The 18,007-nt window shown below is 46.1% G+C and carries 15 protein-coding genes; 9 read left to right on the plus strand and 6 right to left on the minus strand.

Features of this window, described 5'->3' with window-relative positions; genetic code table 11:
* The first annotated feature begins 69 nt into the window (after positions 1 to 69).
* Positions 70 to 894, plus strand: a complete 825-nt coding sequence (locus tag OQJ86_RS06630; RefSeq protein ID WP_038875099.1) for a formate dehydrogenase accessory sulfurtransferase FdhD — start codon at positions 70 to 72, stop codon at positions 892 to 894.
* Between the two features lie 284 nt (positions 895 to 1,178).
* Here the strand turns inward: OQJ86_RS06630 and OQJ86_RS06635 are convergent, their stop codons facing one another.
* Positions 1,179 to 2,771, minus strand: a complete 1,593-nt coding sequence (locus tag OQJ86_RS06635; RefSeq protein WP_038872740.1) for an ABC-F family ATPase — start codon at positions 2,769 to 2,771, stop codon at positions 1,179 to 1,181.
* A 400-nt stretch (positions 2,772 to 3,171) separates the two neighbouring features.
* Between OQJ86_RS06635 and OQJ86_RS06640 the strand changes: the two genes are divergently transcribed.
* The gene (locus OQJ86_RS06640; protein WP_265987261.1) at positions 3,172 to 5,517 is read left to right on the plus strand and encodes an ATP-binding protein; all 2,346 of its coding nucleotides are present in this window, start codon (positions 3,172 to 3,174) and stop codon (positions 5,515 to 5,517) included.
* A gap of 2 nt (positions 5,518 to 5,519) precedes the next feature.
* Positions 5,520 to 6,398, plus strand: a complete 879-nt coding sequence (locus OQJ86_RS06645) for a mechanosensitive ion channel family protein (protein ID WP_038872738.1) — start codon at positions 5,520 to 5,522, stop codon at positions 6,396 to 6,398.
* A gap of 107 nt (positions 6,399 to 6,505) precedes the next feature.
* On the opposite strand, the gene OQJ86_RS06650 is transcribed toward OQJ86_RS06645, so the two are convergent.
* Both OQJ86_RS06650 and OQJ86_RS06655 read right to left on the minus strand, forming a co-directional pair.
* Positions 6,506 to 8,548 (minus strand): cache domain-containing protein, encoded by a 2,043-nt coding sequence (locus tag OQJ86_RS06650; RefSeq protein WP_039977293.1) that lies wholly within the window; start codon positions 8,546 to 8,548, stop codon positions 6,506 to 6,508.
* A complete protein-coding gene (locus tag OQJ86_RS06655) occupies positions 8,538 to 9,989 on the minus strand; it encodes a sigma-54-dependent transcriptional regulator (protein ID WP_038872736.1) in 1,452 nt (483 codons plus the stop codon). Before OQJ86_RS06655 ends, OQJ86_RS06650 begins: the two co-directional genes overlap by 11 nt.
* Before the next feature lie 343 nt (positions 9,990 to 10,332).
* Here OQJ86_RS06655 and OQJ86_RS06660 point away from each other — a divergent pair, with 343 nt between their 5' ends.
* From OQJ86_RS06660 to OQJ86_RS06685, 6 genes are all read left to right on the plus strand, one after another.
* Positions 10,333 to 11,151, plus strand: a complete 819-nt coding sequence (locus OQJ86_RS06660) for a substrate-binding domain-containing protein (protein ID WP_005441551.1) — start codon at positions 10,333 to 10,335, stop codon at positions 11,149 to 11,151.
* Between the two features lie 6 nt (positions 11,152 to 11,157).
* Positions 11,158 to 11,856, plus strand: coding sequence for an ABC transporter permease (locus OQJ86_RS06665; protein WP_005427748.1), 699 nt, complete (start codon positions 11,158 to 11,160; stop codon positions 11,854 to 11,856).
* 43 nt (positions 11,857 to 11,899) lie between these two features.
* Positions 11,900 to 12,619, plus strand: coding sequence for an energy-coupling factor ABC transporter ATP-binding protein (locus OQJ86_RS06670; protein WP_005441550.1), 720 nt, complete (start codon positions 11,900 to 11,902; stop codon positions 12,617 to 12,619).
* Positions 12,597 to 13,184, plus strand: coding sequence for a molybdenum cofactor guanylyltransferase MobA (mobA, locus tag OQJ86_RS06675; RefSeq protein ID WP_265987262.1), 588 nt, complete (start codon positions 12,597 to 12,599; stop codon positions 13,182 to 13,184). The genes OQJ86_RS06670 and mobA overlap by 23 nt, the downstream gene beginning before the upstream one ends.
* Entirely contained in the window at positions 13,181 to 14,959 is a 1,779-nt protein-coding gene (locus OQJ86_RS06680; RefSeq protein WP_265987263.1) for a bifunctional molybdopterin-guanine dinucleotide biosynthesis adaptor protein MobB/molybdopterin molybdotransferase MoeA, read from the plus strand. The genes mobA and OQJ86_RS06680 overlap by 4 nt, the downstream gene beginning before the upstream one ends.
* 74 nt (positions 14,960 to 15,033) lie before the next feature.
* On the plus strand, positions 15,034 to 15,300 hold the full coding sequence (locus OQJ86_RS06685; RefSeq protein WP_038872732.1) for a DUF2960 domain-containing protein: 267 nt from the start codon (positions 15,034 to 15,036) through the stop codon (positions 15,298 to 15,300).
* A gap of 79 nt (positions 15,301 to 15,379) precedes the next feature.
* Here the strand turns inward: OQJ86_RS06685 and OQJ86_RS06690 are convergent, their stop codons facing one another.
* The 3 genes from OQJ86_RS06690 to OQJ86_RS06700 form a co-directional block, all read right to left on the minus strand.
* A complete protein-coding gene (locus OQJ86_RS06690; protein WP_265987264.1) occupies positions 15,380 to 15,877 on the minus strand; it encodes a hypothetical protein in 498 nt (165 codons plus the stop codon).
* Between the two features lie 214 nt (positions 15,878 to 16,091).
* A complete protein-coding gene (nagK, locus tag OQJ86_RS06695) occupies positions 16,092 to 17,000 on the minus strand; it encodes an N-acetylglucosamine kinase (RefSeq protein ID WP_054756124.1) in 909 nt (302 codons plus the stop codon).
* A gap of 173 nt (positions 17,001 to 17,173) precedes the next feature.
* Entirely contained in the window at positions 17,174 to 17,923 is a 750-nt protein-coding gene (locus OQJ86_RS06700) for a tRNA-uridine aminocarboxypropyltransferase (protein ID WP_061034771.1), read from the minus strand.
* Positions 17,924 to 18,007: the final 84 nt, after the last annotated feature.

Here is an 18,007-nt window from a genome sequence, read left to right on the forward strand (position 1 = left end):
TCCTTGTTAAGACAAAAGAACCCATCAATGAGAGCGTCCATGAGCTCTCTCATTCATCAGGACATGACTGTGGTAAAACCAAACATTATTAAAACCAGTGAAAATCCCCTACAAACCATCGAAGTAGAAGTGTTTGACGAATACGGTGAGAAGTTGACTAAGCAAATTGCGTGTGAACGCCCTCTTACCGTCATGTTGAACTGGAAAGAGATTGTCACACTGATGACACTCGGTTCTCGCCCAGAAGCACTTGTATTGGGTTATTTGAAGAACCAGAGCTTCTTGTCAGATCCTGAAGCGATTGAATCTGTGATTATCGATTGGGAAACGCACACAGCTGCGGTTATCACCAAAGAGAACATTGAACATCTTGAAGGTGCATTGAAGAAGAAGACCGTCACGTCTGGTTGTGGTCAAGGCACTATGTACGGCAACGTAATGAAGCAGCTTGAAGATTATCAAGTACCACAAATGCCACTCAAACAGTCTGAGATATACACCTCGTTAGAAGCGTTGACGCACTATAATGACACTTACAAGAAAGCTGGTGCAGTTCATGGCTGTGCAGTGTGCAAAGGCGATAAAGTACTTTCATTTGTGGAAGATGTTGGTCGCCACAATGCTGTTGATACCCTCGCGGGCGAAATGTGGCTTAACCAAGAAACCGGCGAAGATAAAATTTTCTACACAACTGGTCGCCTTACATCAGAGATGGTAATCAAGGTCGCTCAAATGGGCATTCCAGTTTTGCTGTCTCGCTCTGGCGTTACGCAAATGGGCTTAGATCTAGCCAAGAAGTTTGGTATTACCACTATCGCTCGTGCTAAAGGTTTACGTTTCCAAGTATTCACAGGCGCAGAGAAAATTGATTTTGACGTAAAGGGAAATCAATAACTCATCATTAGGTCGCCAAATGAGTTAGACTTAAACAATCATATGGATTCACAAAGGATGTGAACGATGAACAACGATCAACTGTGGAATTATCTACTCACCCCAAGCGGTATCATCGTTTCGATGATCATTACTTTCGGGCTCGTTGGCATTTATGCTTATCTAATGAGGCAATTTAAGGATTGAACGCCACAACCTAGCGCTAGCAAAGAATTAGCGCTCACAAAGAATAGACATAAAAAAAGACCTCGCGATGAGGTCTTTTTCTTTATTCGGAAGAAGGATTAGCCTTCAATACCACGAGATTTTAGGAACTCAGAGTAAGTGCCTTTGAAGTCTGTGATTTTACCATCACGGATTTCGATGATACGCGTAGCTAGTGAGTCTACGAATACACGGTCGTGCGATACGAAGAACAATGTGCCTTTGTACTGCTCTAGTGCCGTGTTCAATGATTCGATAGATTCCATATCCATGTGGTTGGTTGGTTCGTCCATTAGCAGCATGTTTGGTTTGTGCATCATTAGCTTACCAAGCAACATACGACCTTGCTCACCACCCGACAGTACTTTTACTGACTTCTTAATGTCGTCTTGACCAAACAGCATACGACCTAGGAAACCACGAACCACTTGCTCGTCGTCGCCTTCTTGACGCCATTGGCCCATCCAATCTGTCAGGTTCATATCTTCTGCAAAGTCATGCGCATGGTCTTGCGCGTAGTAGCCAATGTTTGAGTTTTCAGACCATTTGAACTCACCAGAGCGTGGCTCTAGTACGCCAGCAAGTGTGTTTAGTAGGGTTGTTTTACCCACACCGTTCTCACCGATGATTGCAACGCGCTCACCGACTTCAAAAATCGCATTGAAGTTAGCAAACAGATCGTCTTCAAAACCTTGGCTTAGGTTTTCAACAATCAGAGCGTTACGGAACAACTCTTTAGACTGTTCAAAACGAATGAATGGGTTTTGACGGCTAGACGCTTTCACTTCGTCCAGTTTGATCTTGTCGATTTGCTTCGCACGAGATGTCGCTTGCTTTGCTTTCGATGCGTTTGCAGAGAAACGCGCAACGAACGTTTGTAGTTCAGCGATTTGTGCTTTCTTCTTCGCGTTGTCGTTCAGCAGACGTTCACGAGCTTGGGAAGCCGCTGTCATGTACTCGTCGTAGTTGCCTGGGTAAACACGTAGTTCACCGTAATCCAAGTCAGCCATGTGCGTACATACTGAGTTTAGGAAGTGACGGTCGTGCGAGATGATGATCATGGTGCAGTTACGCGCGTTTAGCGTGTCTTCCAACCAACGGATAGTATCCATATCCAAGTTGTTGGTTGGTTCGTCAAGAAGCATCACATCAGGGTCAGCAAAGAGAACCTGCGCTAGAAGCACACGAAGTTTCCAGCCTGGCGCCACTCCACTCATTAGACCGAAGTGTTGCTCCATTGGGATACCTACAGCGAGAAGCAACTCACCCGCTTTCGCCTCGGCCATGTAACCGTCCATTTCCGCGAACTGAACTTCAAGGTCAGCCACTTTCATGCCGTCTTCTTCGCTCATTTCTGGCAAAGAGTAAATGCGGTCACGTTCTTGCTTCACTTCCCATAGTTCTTTATGGCCCATGATTACCGTGTCGATAACCGTGAACTCTTCATATGCGAACTGATCCTGGTTCAGTTTTGCAACGCGCTCGTTCGGATCGTAGCTTACGTTACCGCTAGTTTGCTCTAGCTCACCACTCAGGATTTTCATAAAGGTTGATTTACCACAACCGTTAGCCCCGATTAAGCCGTAGCGGTTACCTTCGCCAAACTTAACTGAGATGTTTTCAAATAGCGGCTTAGCGCCAAATTGTTGAGTAATATTCGCTGTGGAAATCAAAACCTTTACCTTAGCAATTCAAGTTTATTGGGAAAAACCGCGCAACGTTACTGCTTAAGGCTACACACTTCAAGTTTTGTTTTTATTAATTAATGAGAAAAAGCATTCTTTAGCGGGCTGAATTTTGAGATTTGGCTAACATAAACCGCGCCTACTTTAAGGTCTCTAACTCTAACCGACTCAAAACTGAGACATAAATCCGTCATGACTAACCATTGACATACCCCATGAAATTGGGTTTATAGTGCGTCCCCTTTTATCAATTCCGTACGTTATTCCTTTATTAAGCATCCGTTTCTCAAAGGAAATCGCAACATCACGCACGGTCATTGGGTAAAACTCGCATATCGCGATAAAGCAACTACACTAACTCTAACCTTATAAGTTTTAAGAGAATTTTATGCATTTCATGGCGCGCATTTTAATGCTAGTCGGTCTCGTGCTTTCTTTACCTGCTCACGCTGAGTGGGAGTACGAATTCCAACCTGAGCCTCAAATCCTCCCTGTGGCACAAGAGATCACTCAAGAGATCAACAAGCTGCCAGAACCTTTGTTTATGTCTGACCAAGACAAACGTAAGGTCAACCAATTGCTCAATGCAGTAATGAGTGAGCAGCGCAAACAAACCCTTATCTTTGATCAACACTTAAAGACATTCCGTGAGTCTGGTGAAGACAAAGAATGGTTTGAGACGCAATCCAGTTACCTTACGGTCAACAGCCTAGGTCAAAGCAAAGAACGTTTGTTAGAGCTGACCGACCCGATCACGCACGACAAATTGACCGGTTTTGGTCCTTATGGTGTCACGCAGTTTAAGCAAGAGTGGCGTCAGACTCAGCTTAACGTTGAATATTTGGTGTTCTTCCAGATTCGTTCTTTCCAATCTCTGATTAAAGAAATTCTGATTTCACCGATTCCGGTCGTTTGGGCTGGCATCAAAGTGCTGTTTATCTACTTCGGTTTGGTGTGGTGGCTAACCAATAGCAAGCGCATCATTACCCTATTCCGCGAAACGCAGCTAGATAACGTCGCTAAACCGCCAATCTGGGTTCGTTTGATTTGGTATATTAGCCGCGCGCACAGAGCAATTGCGTGGTTGATTGCAATTACGCTTTCTCTTCGCGTGCTATCAGAAATCCCGAGCTTGCAGCATTTGATCATTCTCGAGATCTTCACGTGGTGGGTGTTGGGTGGTTCTATTGCCATCAGCTTCATTTTAGAGTTTGCTTACCGTAACAGTCGCAGTACCAGCCAAGAAGTGATTGCGCTGCGTCTATCGACCATTCGTCGCTATGTATGGAGCGCGATTGTCGCAGGCGTGATTTTGCAAATCTCGATTCGAACACTAGGCAAAGGCACCATTTATTCTTGGATCTACAGCGCACTGTTCTTTTGGTTTGTATTGGTGACGCTGTCGGTATTGCGCCTATGGCGTAAGAAGGTATTTGAAGTCGCGGAAAAGCTCTCTGACCGCCCTGTTTGGGTAAACTGGTCAATCCGCCGAAAAGATACCTTGTTACTAAGCATCATCGGTACGGCTATTTGTGCTGTGTGGATTATGCTGCACAGCTTTAAACACCGCATTGTTGCCATGTTGTCTAACTACACCATGTTTAGCCAAGCTTTAGGGTATTTGTTCCGTATTGAAGTCGCAAAACAAACGGGAAATAACGGTGCAGATACCAATCTTGTGCGAATAAAAGGCGATCAAGCGTTTGACTATATTCTCCCAGGTAGCGAAGAAAGCGAGTTGGTGGACTACGCCTCTGATGAAATCAAGCATCTGTCTAAATATCTCCTGACAGACAGCCCTGCCGTGTGCGTTATCTCGGGTGAGCGTGGCGTCGGTACAACGACCTTCCTGCGCACTATCCTGAACAAAGTGAAGAACGCCGAGCCACTTTATTTGAACTGCCCATACGCAGGTTACAGTGAACTACTAAAAGAACTGGCTTTACAACTTGGGTTGGAAGAGGACGCGTCTGAGATTCAGGTTCTTGCGCATTTGCGTAAAAGTGATACGCCTTACCTTATCGCAGTTGATAACGCCCAGCGCCTAGTTAAGCCAATGGTAGGCGGTTTAAGCGGTTTGATTAAACTGACTAACCTACTTCGTCGCTCTAAGAAGAATCACCGCGTTGTCATGGCGATTGAGAAAGCGAGCTGGCGTTTTGTTGACCGTGCTCGTGGCGAACGGTTGTTGTTTGACTGGGTGGCATTTATGCCGCGTTGGAGTGAGAAACAACTCTCTGCGCTGTTTGATACACGTATTAACCAACAGATTGAAAATCCAGTGACGTTTGATGGCCTTGTCGTCCCTAAGCAATGGGACCAAGAAGACATCACGGAAGAAGAACGTGCTAAACAAGGTTTCTACCGTATTCTGTGGCATTACTCAGATGGTAACCCGACAGTTGGCTTACGCTTTTTCCGCTTGTCCCTGCGTCAGGATAAAGAGACGCAGCAAGTGGTGGTTCGATTATTCCACGCACCAGAGTCTCAAGAGCTTGAGAAAATGCCGAAGCCAATGTTGGCCGTTCTGCGTTCTATTGTTCAGCTTGAAGTGGCATCGCCAGAGGAGTTGTCTGAATGTACCCAGCTCAGTATTGCGGAAGTGATTGGTACTCTTCGCTACTTCCAAAGCCGTGGCTTTATTGAGTGGAGCGAAGACAAAGCTCGCGTGTCGGACCACTGGTTCCGTCACATTACTAACGTTCTCGACCGTCAACATTTATTGGTGAAATAACGATGAAAAAACTACTCACCGTATTGGCTCTTTGTTTATTGAGCTCCCCTGCATTGGCGACTGAAGAAATCGCGAGTGTCGATAATATCTCGCAAATTGCCAGCTTAATTCGCTGGAGCGGCGTGTTCTTCTCTATCATCGTAATTGCATGTACATGGTTGTTGCTTAAGTTCATGAGCTCGATGGTAGAAAGTATTGGTAGCCAATTTGTGCAGTATCGAATGGTGCTGCAAAAGCTTCAATCATTCCTGCAGTTCTTTATCTACTTAACCGCCGGCTCTGTGGTATTTATGATGAGCTTTCGCATCAACGACCAGATCCTTGCTTTGATTGGTGGTACGTTGGCGGTATCCGTTGGTTTCGCAATGAAAGACCTAGCGGCATCGTTCATCGCGGGTATGACGGTTATGGTGGATCGACCGTTCCAAGTTGGTGACCGCGTCACGTTCGAAGGTAACTACGGCGATATTATTGCTATTGGTTTGCGCTCTGTGCGTATGCGTACCCTAACCGATGACATTATTACGATTCCAAACAACAAGTTCTTGAGTGAAGTTGTGGTCAGCGGCAACTATGGTGCGTTGGATATGCAGGTGGTGATTCCGTTTTATGTAGGCATGAATGAAGACATTGCGCTAGCACGTGATTTAATTCAGGAAGCGGCCTCTTCAAGTCGCTATATCCATCTACCGAAGCCTGTGACGGTTCTCGTAAAACAGACGATTACTGATAACTACTTAGCAATTCAGTTAACGTGTAAGGCGTATGTGGTAGATACCGCCTACGAGAAGCTCTTTGAAACCGACATTACTCTACGTGTAATGAAAGAGTTCAAGAAGCACGGCATCAATCCCCCGAAGATTGCGGTGCATACGGGTTAATTCGACGTTTTCCTCTCGCACTTAGAGAGGAACAGATACAAAAAGGGTCAGTAAATTTACTGACCCTTTTTATTTGATTGGGACTCATAATCAGTTTAAGAATAGCGCTAAACAATATTCATAACGTCAAGTAGCAACTCGGCTTTTTTAGGCAGGTAGATACTGAATGTGCTTCCTTTGCCCCATTCCGATTCAGCTTTTAGTTCGCCGCCTGTTTGGCTAAGAATACTTTGCGAAACAGAAAGCCCGAGACCAGTACCGTCACGCTTAGTTGTATAGAACGGCGAGAAGATACGACTTAAGTTTTCTGGCTTGATACCGCAACCTTCATCGGTGACATGAATCGCTGCGCCTTTCAGTTCGCCGTCTTCAATCCAATCTTCACTCACGACGGTTAGCTTACCTCTGCCGTCCATCGCATGAATGCCATTCATCTGCAAGTTCACTAGAATCTGCAACAAGTGGTGGCGATTGATCTCGACCGAAGTATGAGCCTGTAAATCGGTGACAAACTCGATGTCGCGCTTCTTAGTACCGGTTTTAACCAGCGTAATACTCTCATCGATGATTGGGTTCACGTGTTGCCACGTAATTTCGTCTTGCACACCACCCTGACGGCTGTATTGCAGTAAACTACGCGTGATATTACGAATACGGTCAATTTGAGCGTGAATGGCGTCAATTTCTTCCTGAACGCGGCTTGCCTCTTCACCTAACTCAAACTGAATCAATTCAACGTTACCCAGAATCACTGCGGTTGGGTTGTTAATCTCGTGTGCAATACCCGCAGTTAACTCACCCAGTGCGGCAAGCTTTTCGTTGACCACCAGTTTGTCACGCGTTTGGTTGAGCAGCTGAATATGGAGTTCGAGCTGTTCTGTTTTTTCCTTCAAACTCGCCGTACGTTTTTGAACTTTACCTTCAAGTTGCATCGCAGAGTTTTTAAGCTCGACTTTACGATCTTCAAGTGCATCCAACATATTGTCGAATTGGCGAGCTAACTGAGCCAGCTCGTGGTGTTCGTCTAGTCCGAGAGGCCCAATACGTTTTTCTTTACCCAACTGAACTAATTTCACGACTTTATGGATGCGTTCAATTGGACGGAATAAGTCTCGCGAGCCTCGATATACCATCACACCAGAAACTAAGAGCAGCATTAAAGTGATCAAGCTTATCTCGACGATATTGGTCATGTAGGCTTTTACGAATGGCCACATCAAGTAACCGGTGTAGAGCATACCGATGACATTATCGTATTGGTCTTTGATTGGCTGATATGCGGTGATATACCAAGCATCGTAAACAAATGCGCGGTCGACCCATTGCTCACCTTCCTCCAAGACCTTGTTGTACACCTCAGAACTCACTCGCGTACCAATAGCGCGCCCCAAACGTTGGTCACTGTCTAAGGGAACATTGGTACTAACACGAAGATCATCCAAAAATACCGTCAGAGTCCCCACAGGACGGAGGGTGTCGTTATCACTCAAATAGATAAGATCACGAATTTGATCGACCAATACCGTGCTGTTGTTGAGCAGCAAACCTCCATCTAAGAAGCCAATTAAATCATTCTGCTGGCTGTAAACCGGTATTACGGTTCGACTCACCAAGCCACGCGCTTCCACACCACCATTTTTTAGAATCGGTACTTCAGCACGTTTTGCGAGTTCGGGGTCTAGCTTTTCCAGTTCTTTTCTGTCCAGAACATCGAAGAAAGATTCGCGCTTGGTTAAATCCATAAAGCGGAATTTGTTTTCCATCGAATTAACACGTTGGAAGGACAAAAAATCCAACCCGTAGCGTTTCTTCTGCGCAGTAACCCACTTTTGCAATTCTGCTTGTGGGACATTTTGGTTCACTCGGGTACGAAAATCATAAGAGTCCGCGAACGATTTCACGTAATTCGCTTGTTTTTGTTGTAGCAAGGTGATGCTGTTATTGGCCACACCAAGACGTTCTGAAACGTCCAGCAGCGCATTTTGCCACGTATAGTGAATCGACCAATAGATCGTGATACCAATCAATGCCAATGACGTTAAAAAGATTGGCGCGGAGGTCAAAATCAATAATCGATAGCGCACCATTGTTTTGAACCGATACGCCCATTTAGACAATCCCTTGCGTTGCTGCCAAGTACTATTCGGCATAATCCTCGTCCTCAGAGTCCCACTCTTTGTATTTGCGCTCTAGGGTTTTTCTTGCCACACCCAAATCACGTGAAGCGGCAGATTTATTGCCTTCATGAAGAGTAACTACTTGTTGTATATGCGCTTTTTCAACCTCTTTTAACGTCCAAGTGTTTGGGTAACCTTCACCGCTGAACTCTCTGCCCTCTTTGAATGTTGGCAGCTCTGCAGTATGAGAAACCGTGATCGACACGTTAGGCAGCGCATGTCCTCCATTCAATTCACGCCAATGGTGCGCGGGCGGTTTGCCTAACAAGATGCAGCGCTCAATGAGGTTTTTCAGCTCACGAATATTACCTGGCCATTCGTACTCACTCATCGCTTCCATATCCTCATGCGCCCACTTCGGTGCTTGCATACCCAGTTCGCTCGTTAGCATGTTGCTAAAATAAGGCACAAGCTCGAACAAATCGGTTTTGCGCTCACGCAGGGGAGCGACTTCAATCTTCAACACGTTCAAACGGTAGTAAAGGTCGCTACGGAAGTTGCCTTTGTTGACCTCTTCTTGCAGATTACGGTTGGTCGCCGCGACAATGCGCACATCAATGCTGATTTCGCGTTCAGAACCGACCGGACGAATGGTACGCTGCTCTAACACGCGCAGCAGTGACGCTTGCATGGATAACGGCATTTCACCAATTTCATCAAGGAATAATGTACCTCCGTTCGCTACGCGGAAAAGGCCTTCGCGAGACTTTTTAGCGCCCGTGAAAGCACCTGAGGTATGCCCGAATAGTTCACTCTCTAAAAGCTCTGGTGCAATCGCACCACAGTTAAGTGGGACAAATGGTCCTGTGCGACCACTCGCTTGGTGAATGCCGCGCGCAACGAGCTCTTTACCTGTTCCCGACTCACCTTCGACCAAGACTGATGCGCGAGAAGGCGCAAACTGGGTAATCAGCTGTTTGAGTTGACGGGTTTTCTCAGAGCCGCCAATGATTTCTGACGTGTGAAGACGCTGATAGTCACGTTTCATCGCGTATTGCATGCGCTCAGTCAAACGACGATCCATACAACGGCTGACCGCTTTCAACATCTGCTCTAGGTTAAACGGCTTGAGGATAAAGTCCGACGCACCAAGCTGCAGTGCTCGAATTGCAATTTCCAAATCCGCGTAGCCAGTCATGAAGATGACATCCGCGCGTTTGTCGTCATCTTCAAACGCCTCTTCCCATTCAATCCCCGAACGCCCCGGCAAGTTGATATCCAACAGAATCAAATCGTAGTGGCGCGAGTTACGTAGCTCTTCCGCTTCTTCAATGCTGCCCGCTGTATCGACTTGCGAAAACAGTTTGCCCAGCGCCTTTTTTAGGATGGCTTGCATACCGAGTTCGTCATCAACGACCAGTACTGAAAAAGCGTTGTATTGTTGGTTTGTACTAATATGGGATTGAGTAGACATATTTACCCCAGTTGGATTGGAATGGGACAGAGTGTACCAAGTTTAAACAGAGATACCCTACAAAAAGTGCGACATTTTGTACCAACGCAAATTTTTATGCAAATAAGTCCATGAATTAGCGCATAAATCAAACATTTTGAGCTTGTAAAATGTTGGCATCTTGTTTGCTGTATGGAGTGTCCAAGTGACCTCAGGATGTGGGAGACATCAATGCAATACCATCACTTCTCACTCCCTCACCCTAAGGTGGCTTGTGATTTGAGCGCTCACTGACGCTCTGGCGACTTCTTTAGTAACCCAAGACTTAAGAAGCCAAAGAATCATTGGAAAGGAAACAACTAAAATGAAAAAAATTGCGCTGACTCTAGCTGCAACGTCAATCACTCTTGTAAGCTACTCTGCTTTTTCAGCTCAAGATGGCGAACACATTCGTCTGGCGACAACAACAAGTACTTACCATTCTGGCTTACTGGACTACCTACTTCCTCAATTTGAAAAAGATACTGGCTACAAAGTGGATATCATCGCTGCTGGTACTGGTAAAGCGCTGAAGATGGGTGAAAACGGCGACGTTGATTTGGTTATGACACACGCTCCTAAAGCAGAAGGGGTGTTTGTTGAGAACGGCTACGGCGTCCTTCCTCGTAAACTGATGTACAACGACTTCGTTATCGTTGGCCCTAAAGCTGACCCAGCACAAGTAAAAGACGATGCGTCAGTACTAGACGTATTCAAAGAGATCGCAAACAAAGACGCGACATTCATCTCTCGTGGCGATGATTCTGGTACACACAAAAAAGAACTAGGCATCTGGGCGCAAACTAAGATGGAACCAAACTTTGGTGGCTACCGCAGCGTAGGTCAAGGTATGGGCCCTACTCTAAACATGGCGTCAGAAATGCAAGGCTACACCATGACCGACCGTGGTACTTGGTTGGCTTACCAAAACAAATTGGATCTTGCGATTCTATTCCAAGGCGACGAAAAACTGTTTAACCCGTACCAAGTGATTTTGGTGAACCCAGAGCGTTACCCAACCATCAACTACCAAGGTGCGAAGGCTTTCAGTGACTGGTTGGTGAACCCACGCGGTCAAGAGCTGATCAATGGCTTCCGTCTGAATGGTAAACAATTGTTCGTTGCGAATGCTGAGAGCAAATAACGCAATATGAATCTTGCTGATACAACACTAGAAGCCTTGCGCTTATTGGTGAATTTTGATGCAGACCTATGGGAGATCGTTGCGGTCTCCTTTAGTGTTTCTATTACGGCAATATCTTTGGTGGTATTGCCGTCTATTTTGATGTCTTTTGTCCTAGCCTACACCGACTTCCGTGGTAAGTGGTTCTTGCTGTCCATTGTGAACACCTTACAGGCGGTGCCAACGGTCGTGATTGGTTTGCTGTTGTACATGATGCTTTCAAGAGCAGGCCCTTTGGGTGATTGGCAAATGCTGTTTACGCAAAAAGCCATGATCTTAGGACAAATGATCGTCTGTTTTCCGGTTCTGGTTTCCATGATGCACGGTGCGCTTCAATCAAGTGACCGTCGCGCAGTTGAAACAGCGATTACGTTAGGTGCGTCAATCCCTCGTATCGCTGCTACTATGATCTGGGAGACACGTTTTCCTTTATTGGCAGCTATCATTGCGGGATTCTCACGAATCGTCACAGAGGTAGGCTGTTCAATGATGGTTGGTGGCAACATTATGGGCGTAACCCGTAATATTCCGACTGCCATTGCTATGGAAAGTAGTAAAGGTGCTTTTGCGCAAGGAGTTGCATTAGGAATTGTATTACTATCGTTAGCGTTAGCGCTCAACTTCCTCTTATCGAGCATGAGAGGCAAAGGCTATCTAAGAACATGAAGCAAGCAATCGACTCGCCATCGACCCAATGTAAGGGTGAATTATGACTATAAAAATTACCGCCGAGCAATTGTCCATGCGCTTTAAAGAGCGTGTGCTTTTCCACATCCCTGAATTGGCCATTGGTCCAAACGACGCGATTTACTTAAAAGGTGACAATGGCGTTGGCAAAACCACCCTACTCAAGATCCTTGCAGGTTTGCTCAAACCGTCAACGGGTAAAGTAGTCGCACCAAAAGACACTTGGTTGAAGAAGTGGACGCGTCGCAATGGTCGTGTTGACGTGATTTATCTCCATCAGTCTCCTTACCTTTTTGACGGCACTGTGTATGAAAACGTCGTTTATGGAGTTAAATATCAACAAGACACGGCAAAAGATAAGCGAGCTCAAGTTATTAGTGCACTGCGCATGGTAGGGTTAGAAACCTTAGCCGACGAACACATCTCTGTATTGTCCGGCGGTGAAAAGCAACGCGTAGCAATGGCACGAGCTTGGATCTTAAAACCATCGATTTTGTTGATGGATGAACCAAGTGCCTCTCTCGACCAAGAGTCGATTGAACGTCTGGTTATCATGGCAAAAGATCTGCTTGATCGCGGTTCTAGTATTGTTGTGACTAGCCACCAAGCGAACGCGTTGACGGATTTATGTAAAAAACAGTGGTGGATTAAAGACAAGACTTTGGTAGAGTCTCCACTCTTGTATGTCATACCAAAAGAAACATCCCAAGAGAACGCATATGCTTCAGCCAACACAAACTAGTTGGGTCATTTTGGCTGGTGGTCAAGCCAGCCGCATGGGTGGAAAAGACAAAGGTCTGATCGAACTGAATCAGAAGCCACTCATCGAACACGTTATCGAACGTTTATCTCCGCAAACACCACGCATTCTAATCAATGCGAACCGAAACCAAGACGCCTACGGTGCGTTTGGTTTCGTCTTCAGCGATCAATTTAAAGATTTCCCAGGTCCGATGGGCGGTATCCACGCGGGCCTAGTTCATGCAGAAACCGATTGGGTTGGCTTCGTCCCTTGCGACAGCCCACAAATCAACACTGATCTTGTTGAACGTTTTTGCAATGCACTAAAAGAAGACACCGATATTTTGGTTGCTCATGATGGCGACCACCAGCAACCCGTCTTCACGCTTTACCACAAGCGCGTACTACCAAAGCTAACCGCGTTTTTAGAACGTGGCGATCGTAAGATCATCCTACTCTACAAAGAGTGCAACACCAGTTACGTTGACTTTAGCGACTCACCAAACTGTTTCGTCAACTTAAATACGCCTGAAGAATTGGCGCAATTTGGACAACTCGAATCATGAAACACACGCTAAACATCCCTATTCTTGGTTTTGCTGCCTACTCTGGTACGGGCAAAACTACGCTACTTGAAGCATTGCTACCAAAGTTGACCGAAGCAGGTTTACGCATCGGTATGCTAAAGCACGCACACCATAATTTTGATGTCGACCAACCGGGCAAAGACAGCCATCGCCTACGTAAAGCAGGCGCATCACAAATGCTGATCTCTTCTCGTAACCGCTTCGCACTGATGACAGAAACACCAGAGTCAGAATCGGAGTTTGATTACCTTCTGACGCGTTTCGACGAAGGAAAACTAGACGTAGTTCTAGTGGAAGGCTGCAAAAACATTGCCTTTCCTAAGATCGAATTGCACCGTGAAGAAGTCGGCAAGCCTTGGCTTCATCCAAACGATGAAAACATCATCGCGATTGCTTCAGACAGCGGCGAATTGGACTCAGAACTGCCACAAATGAACATCAACGATCTTGAAGCGATTGCCCAGTTCGTTATTCAGTATGTTCAAGAAGCGAAAGCACCAAAGAGTAAAGAGAAAGAAGCCGCTTGCTGCGATACCCTTTCTCCAGCTTTCCTTTCTGTCGTTCAAGGACAAGAAAAAATCCTATCTTTGGTGAACACGGTTGCTGAAACCGAAGCATGCAAGATTGAAGATGCATACGGTCGAGTGCTTGCAGATCACGTGGTATCACCAGTGAACGTTCCGCAATACACCAACTCTGCAATGGACGGTTACGCGATTCGCGGTGATGACGTCGAGCGCGACAGCTACCAAGTGGTTGCTGAAGTGATGGCGGGTCATGCTTACGAGCAGCCTTTGGAAGTTGGTCAAGCGGTTAAGATCATGACGGGCGCACCAACACCTATCAATGGTGATACCGTTGTTATGCGTGAACAAGCTTCCCAAGACGGCGATACTGTCACGTTCAATGGTGCGAGCCTCAAAACCGGTCAAAACGTTCGCCAAGCGGGTGAAGACTTAGCAATTGGTAGCGACGTGTTTACTGCAGGTACTCGTCTTGCTTCTCCTGAGATGGGCATGATTGCTTCTCTTGGTTTTGGCGAAGCGAACGTGTTCCGCAAGTTGAAAGTTGCTGTGTTCTCTACCGGTGACGAAGTACAAGCGCCGGGTGCAGAACAGAAAGCGAATTCAATCTACGATTCAAACCGTTTCACCATCATGGGCATGTTAAAGAAGCTAGGGTGCGAGATCTTGGATTTCGGTATCCTAGAAGATAACGAGCAATTGATGATTGAAGCGCTCGAAAATGCTTCTGCGCAAGCCGATGTGGTGATGACTTCTGGCGGCGTTTCCGTTGGCGATGCCGATTACATTAAGCTGGCATTGGATAAGCTCGGTCAAATTGATTTCTGGCGTATCAACATGCGCCCTGGTCGTCCGCTTGCGTTCGGTCAAATCAACGATAAGCCTTTCTTTGGTTTGCCGGGTAACCCTGTGGCTGTGATGGTTTCATTCATCAACTTTGTTGAACCTGCTCTGCGTAAAATGCAAGGTGAACAAGGTTGGAAGCCACTTAAAGTCAGTGCTATTGCGACAGAAAATCTGCGCTCTCGCCAAGGTCGTACCGAGTTTAGCCGTGGTATCTACGAGCTAGACGAAACAGGTCGTCTAACCGTTCGCACAACAGGCAAACAAGGCTCTGGTATTCTGCGGTCAATGAGTGAGGCAAACTGTTTGATCGAAATCTCCCCTGCTGTTGATACAGTAAAAACGGGAGAAAGCGTGACAATTATCCCACTTCAAGGCAGAATCTAGGCCGATTCAGAATTCAAAGGTCAGCGTGTCTGACCTTTTTATTGATAACAGAAAAATTTTTCAGAGAGACAGCTATGGCTCGCACCATTCTTTACACTTACAAAGACCAAGACAAAGAACTGACGTTCTCGTACCAGCAACACCGCAACATTCAAGAAGCAGTTGCAGAGGCGGAAGGTATCGACATCACTGAGTACCTAAAGATGGAGCAGCAAATCGAAGCAGTATCTGACACGAAGGCAGTACGTAACTACCGCGACAATCATTTCAGAAAATTAGGCTTTAGCAAAATCACCCTAGCTCAAAAAGAAAACTTGGGCGTAGGTAAAAAGAACAAATAAGCTTAACCACAAAAGTTAAAAACAAAAAACTCGCGGCAAATCGCGAGTTTTTTTATGTGTGAAATCCAAAAGCAACACACTATAGCTGAGGCTCTACGATCACAAACTGGTTCGTTCCCGCAATTGGCGCATACCAGTCACTGCCTTGAACGTAGAAAGTCGCCCCATTAACGGTCACCGTGGTTGCTTCATTCGGCAACACGTCGACTATCTTACCTGCTATCCCCTTATTTGATACGACAGTGGTACTCCCCGTATTCACTTGGCTTTGCACAGATACCGGAGGTTGCTCCACGTAAATATACTGATCGCCACTTCGCTTGTAATAGACATTATCAACGACGGCATAGGTGATCCCCGCTATCACTAGGTAAGTCGCGGTTCTCGGAATTTTATTGTAATGGTATACGCGATGAACTGGCGCTTTATAAACGGGACGGTAGACAGGCTTTACCACCACCACCTTCTTTTCATGATTTGGTGGCTTAGGTGCTGAAGGCTTAGCAAACGTCGGTGAAACCATACCAACTAAGGCGATGCTAAGAACGCCGTAGCGCAATTTTGATGAGTTGAACATCTTCATTCCTACTGTTCGTGGAAGCAATACAAACAGCTTATCAATCAAGAGTTCAAGGGACGTAAACGAAGCGTAAAGCTGGGTAAAGGATGGCAGCTCAGTTATACAAAGCGGCAGTTGGATCGACAAAATAAAAAGCCTCGTTTCACCTTAGAGGAAAACGAGGCTTTCAATGTAGGTCTTATGTGTTTTCTCTTACCGAAAACTCAGACGATTATTTGATGTTTAGGAATGCAGCACCACGTACGCCGCCTGAATCACCGTGTTTTGCTTTGATGATCTTCGGACACTTCGCTACAGAAAGCAGGTACTTAGGAATGCGTTTTGGCATCTCTTCGTAAATCAGTTCGAAGTTAGATAGACCGCCGCCTAGTACAACAACGTGTGGGTCAGTCGCAGTAAACAGGTTCGCAAAGCAGATTGCTAGAAGCTCCATAAAGCGTTCAACGTGCTCAACCGCTTTTGCTTCGCCTTCCGCGTGTGACTTAATGATGTCGATCGCTTTCTTCTCTTCGCCGTAGTAATGCGCGTAAAGAAGCTCGAAACCACGACCAGATAGATAGCTATCTAGACAACCTTTCTTTTCACAACCACAACCTAGTAGAGGCGCGTTTTCACCTAGGTGGAACCATGCGTCGATAGGAAGACGTGTATGGCCTACCTCACCCGCTACGTGGTTACGACCAGAGAATACTTTACCTTCGTAGATAAAGCCGCCACCAAAACCCGTACCAAGGATCAAACCTAATACAGATGGTTCATCTTGAAGGTTTTCATCCCACGCTTCAGAAAGCGCGAAACAGTTTGCATCGTTTTCAATTTTTACGCTGCGACCGATTTTAGCTTCAAGATCAGCACGAAGTGGTTTGCCTTTTGCTGCAGGTACGTTAACCGTTAGTACAGTTGCATCATCAGCATCTTCCATCCCAGGAAGACCAAGGCCAATCGTACCTTCACAACCAAATTCCGCATCGTATTTGTTAACCAGACCTGCGATGGTTTCTACCAGCAAATCGTAGTTGTCTGTTGGTGTTGGTACACGTTCAGTTGCTACACGCTCAAGTTTTTCGTTAAACGCACCAAACTCGATTTTAGTGCCACCGACATCAAAGCCGTAATACATGCAATTCTCTCCTAAAAAGCTCAAACGACTCCCAAAATATGCTGGAGTCAAAAAAGATAAACTTTAGGCATTATCCATATCTGTACGCCTGCAAACCGTGACCGAATGCAGATTTATCCCCTCATTGAAGCCAGTTGAACAACAAGCCATCAACAAAAGTTCATTCCTTAGAGTTAGCTCTCGATTTTAGCCCACTCTTTGAAACGTTTCAGATGTGGTCGAGACCAGTCGGTTTTCACGCGTGTTTTCGTCAGCATGTAGGTTTCACGGAAGGCTTCAAACCACAATTGCAAACACTCCGAAGCTTGCTCTTCACCTGCTTGTTTGAATACTAACGTCGCGACCTCTGCTGTAGACAGATGCTGCTCATTGTCCGAGCGGCGCATGATGTATTCAGACAATGATTCCGGCTCAATAGAAAGCACCGGCAAAGACTTCAAGAACTCGGAACGGCGGAAGATCTTACGCGCTTCACGCCAACTGCCATCAATGAAGATCAGCAACCATTTTTTATCTGAGCCAGCGGATGCCTTCAATCGCTCTGGATTCAAACCATCCAATAAACGCTCAGGCTCATCCACGTAATCTGCTGGGAACACAACCACAGGTTGATAAGCATCGTTTTCTAGCAGTGCAAGCATCTCTTGAGAAGGCTCGGTACGATTCCATTGATACACGTAGGTCTCTTGAATCGTATCAGCAATTAGACGCCCGGTATTACTTGGCTTGAACACTTCGTTTTCCGATACGATCAGCATGCAGGCAATATTGGATTCGATGTTCGGCTGAATGTCGCACAAACAATATTGCTCAGAAACCTGACAATATGGACAGCGAACCACTTTACAGCCACGAGCGCTAAACGGCTTCGTTGAGATAGATTGACGGTGCTGGTATAAACGATGGAAAGCGTGGATTCTCATGGATAGAAAGTGCCAGTTAGAATAAGTGCATGTATAAAGTAGAGCGCGATTCTACTTGCATCGCCAGTGAGTCTCAAGAAATGC

This window comes from Vibrio sp. Sgm 5 (assembly GCF_026241575.1).
In the GTDB taxonomy this organism is placed as follows: domain Bacteria; phylum Pseudomonadota; class Gammaproteobacteria; order Enterobacterales; family Vibrionaceae; genus Vibrio; species Vibrio jasicida.

Bases quoted from the DNA above. Each gene is read 5' to 3' on its own strand.
- OQJ86_RS06640 (WP_265987261.1), top strand. From the start codon at position 3,172: ATGCATTTCATGGCGCGCATTTTAATGCTAGTCGGTCTCGTGCTTTCT.
- OQJ86_RS06645 (WP_038872738.1), top strand. From the start codon at position 5,520: ATGAAAAAACTACTCACCGTATTGGCTCTTTGTTTATTGAGCTCCCCT.
- OQJ86_RS06650 (WP_039977293.1), bottom strand. From the start codon at position 8,548: ATGCCGAATAGTACTTGGCAGCAACGCAAGGGATTGTCTAAATGGGCG.
- OQJ86_RS06655 (WP_038872736.1), bottom strand. From the start codon at position 9,989: ATGTCTACTCAATCCCATATTAGTACAAACCAACAATACAACGCTTTT.
- OQJ86_RS06660 (WP_005441551.1), top strand. From the start codon at position 10,333: ATGAAAAAAATTGCGCTGACTCTAGCTGCAACGTCAATCACTCTTGTA.
- OQJ86_RS06665 (WP_005427748.1), top strand. From the start codon at position 11,158: ATGAATCTTGCTGATACAACACTAGAAGCCTTGCGCTTATTGGTGAAT.
- OQJ86_RS06670 (WP_005441550.1), top strand. From the start codon at position 11,900: ATGACTATAAAAATTACCGCCGAGCAATTGTCCATGCGCTTTAAAGAG.
- mobA (WP_265987262.1), top strand. From the start codon at position 12,597: ATGCTTCAGCCAACACAAACTAGTTGGGTCATTTTGGCTGGTGGTCAA.
- OQJ86_RS06680 (WP_265987263.1), top strand. From the start codon at position 13,181: ATGAAACACACGCTAAACATCCCTATTCTTGGTTTTGCTGCCTACTCT.
- OQJ86_RS06685 (WP_038872732.1), top strand. From the start codon at position 15,034: ATGGCTCGCACCATTCTTTACACTTACAAAGACCAAGACAAAGAACTG.
- OQJ86_RS06690 (WP_265987264.1), bottom strand. From the start codon at position 15,877: ATGTTCAACTCATCAAAATTGCGCTACGGCGTTCTTAGCATCGCCTTA.
- nagK (WP_054756124.1), bottom strand. From the start codon at position 17,000: ATGTATTACGGCTTTGATGTCGGTGGCACTAAAATCGAGTTTGGTGCG.
- OQJ86_RS06700 (WP_061034771.1), bottom strand. From the start codon at position 17,923: ATGAGAATCCACGCTTTCCATCGTTTATACCAGCACCGTCAATCTATC.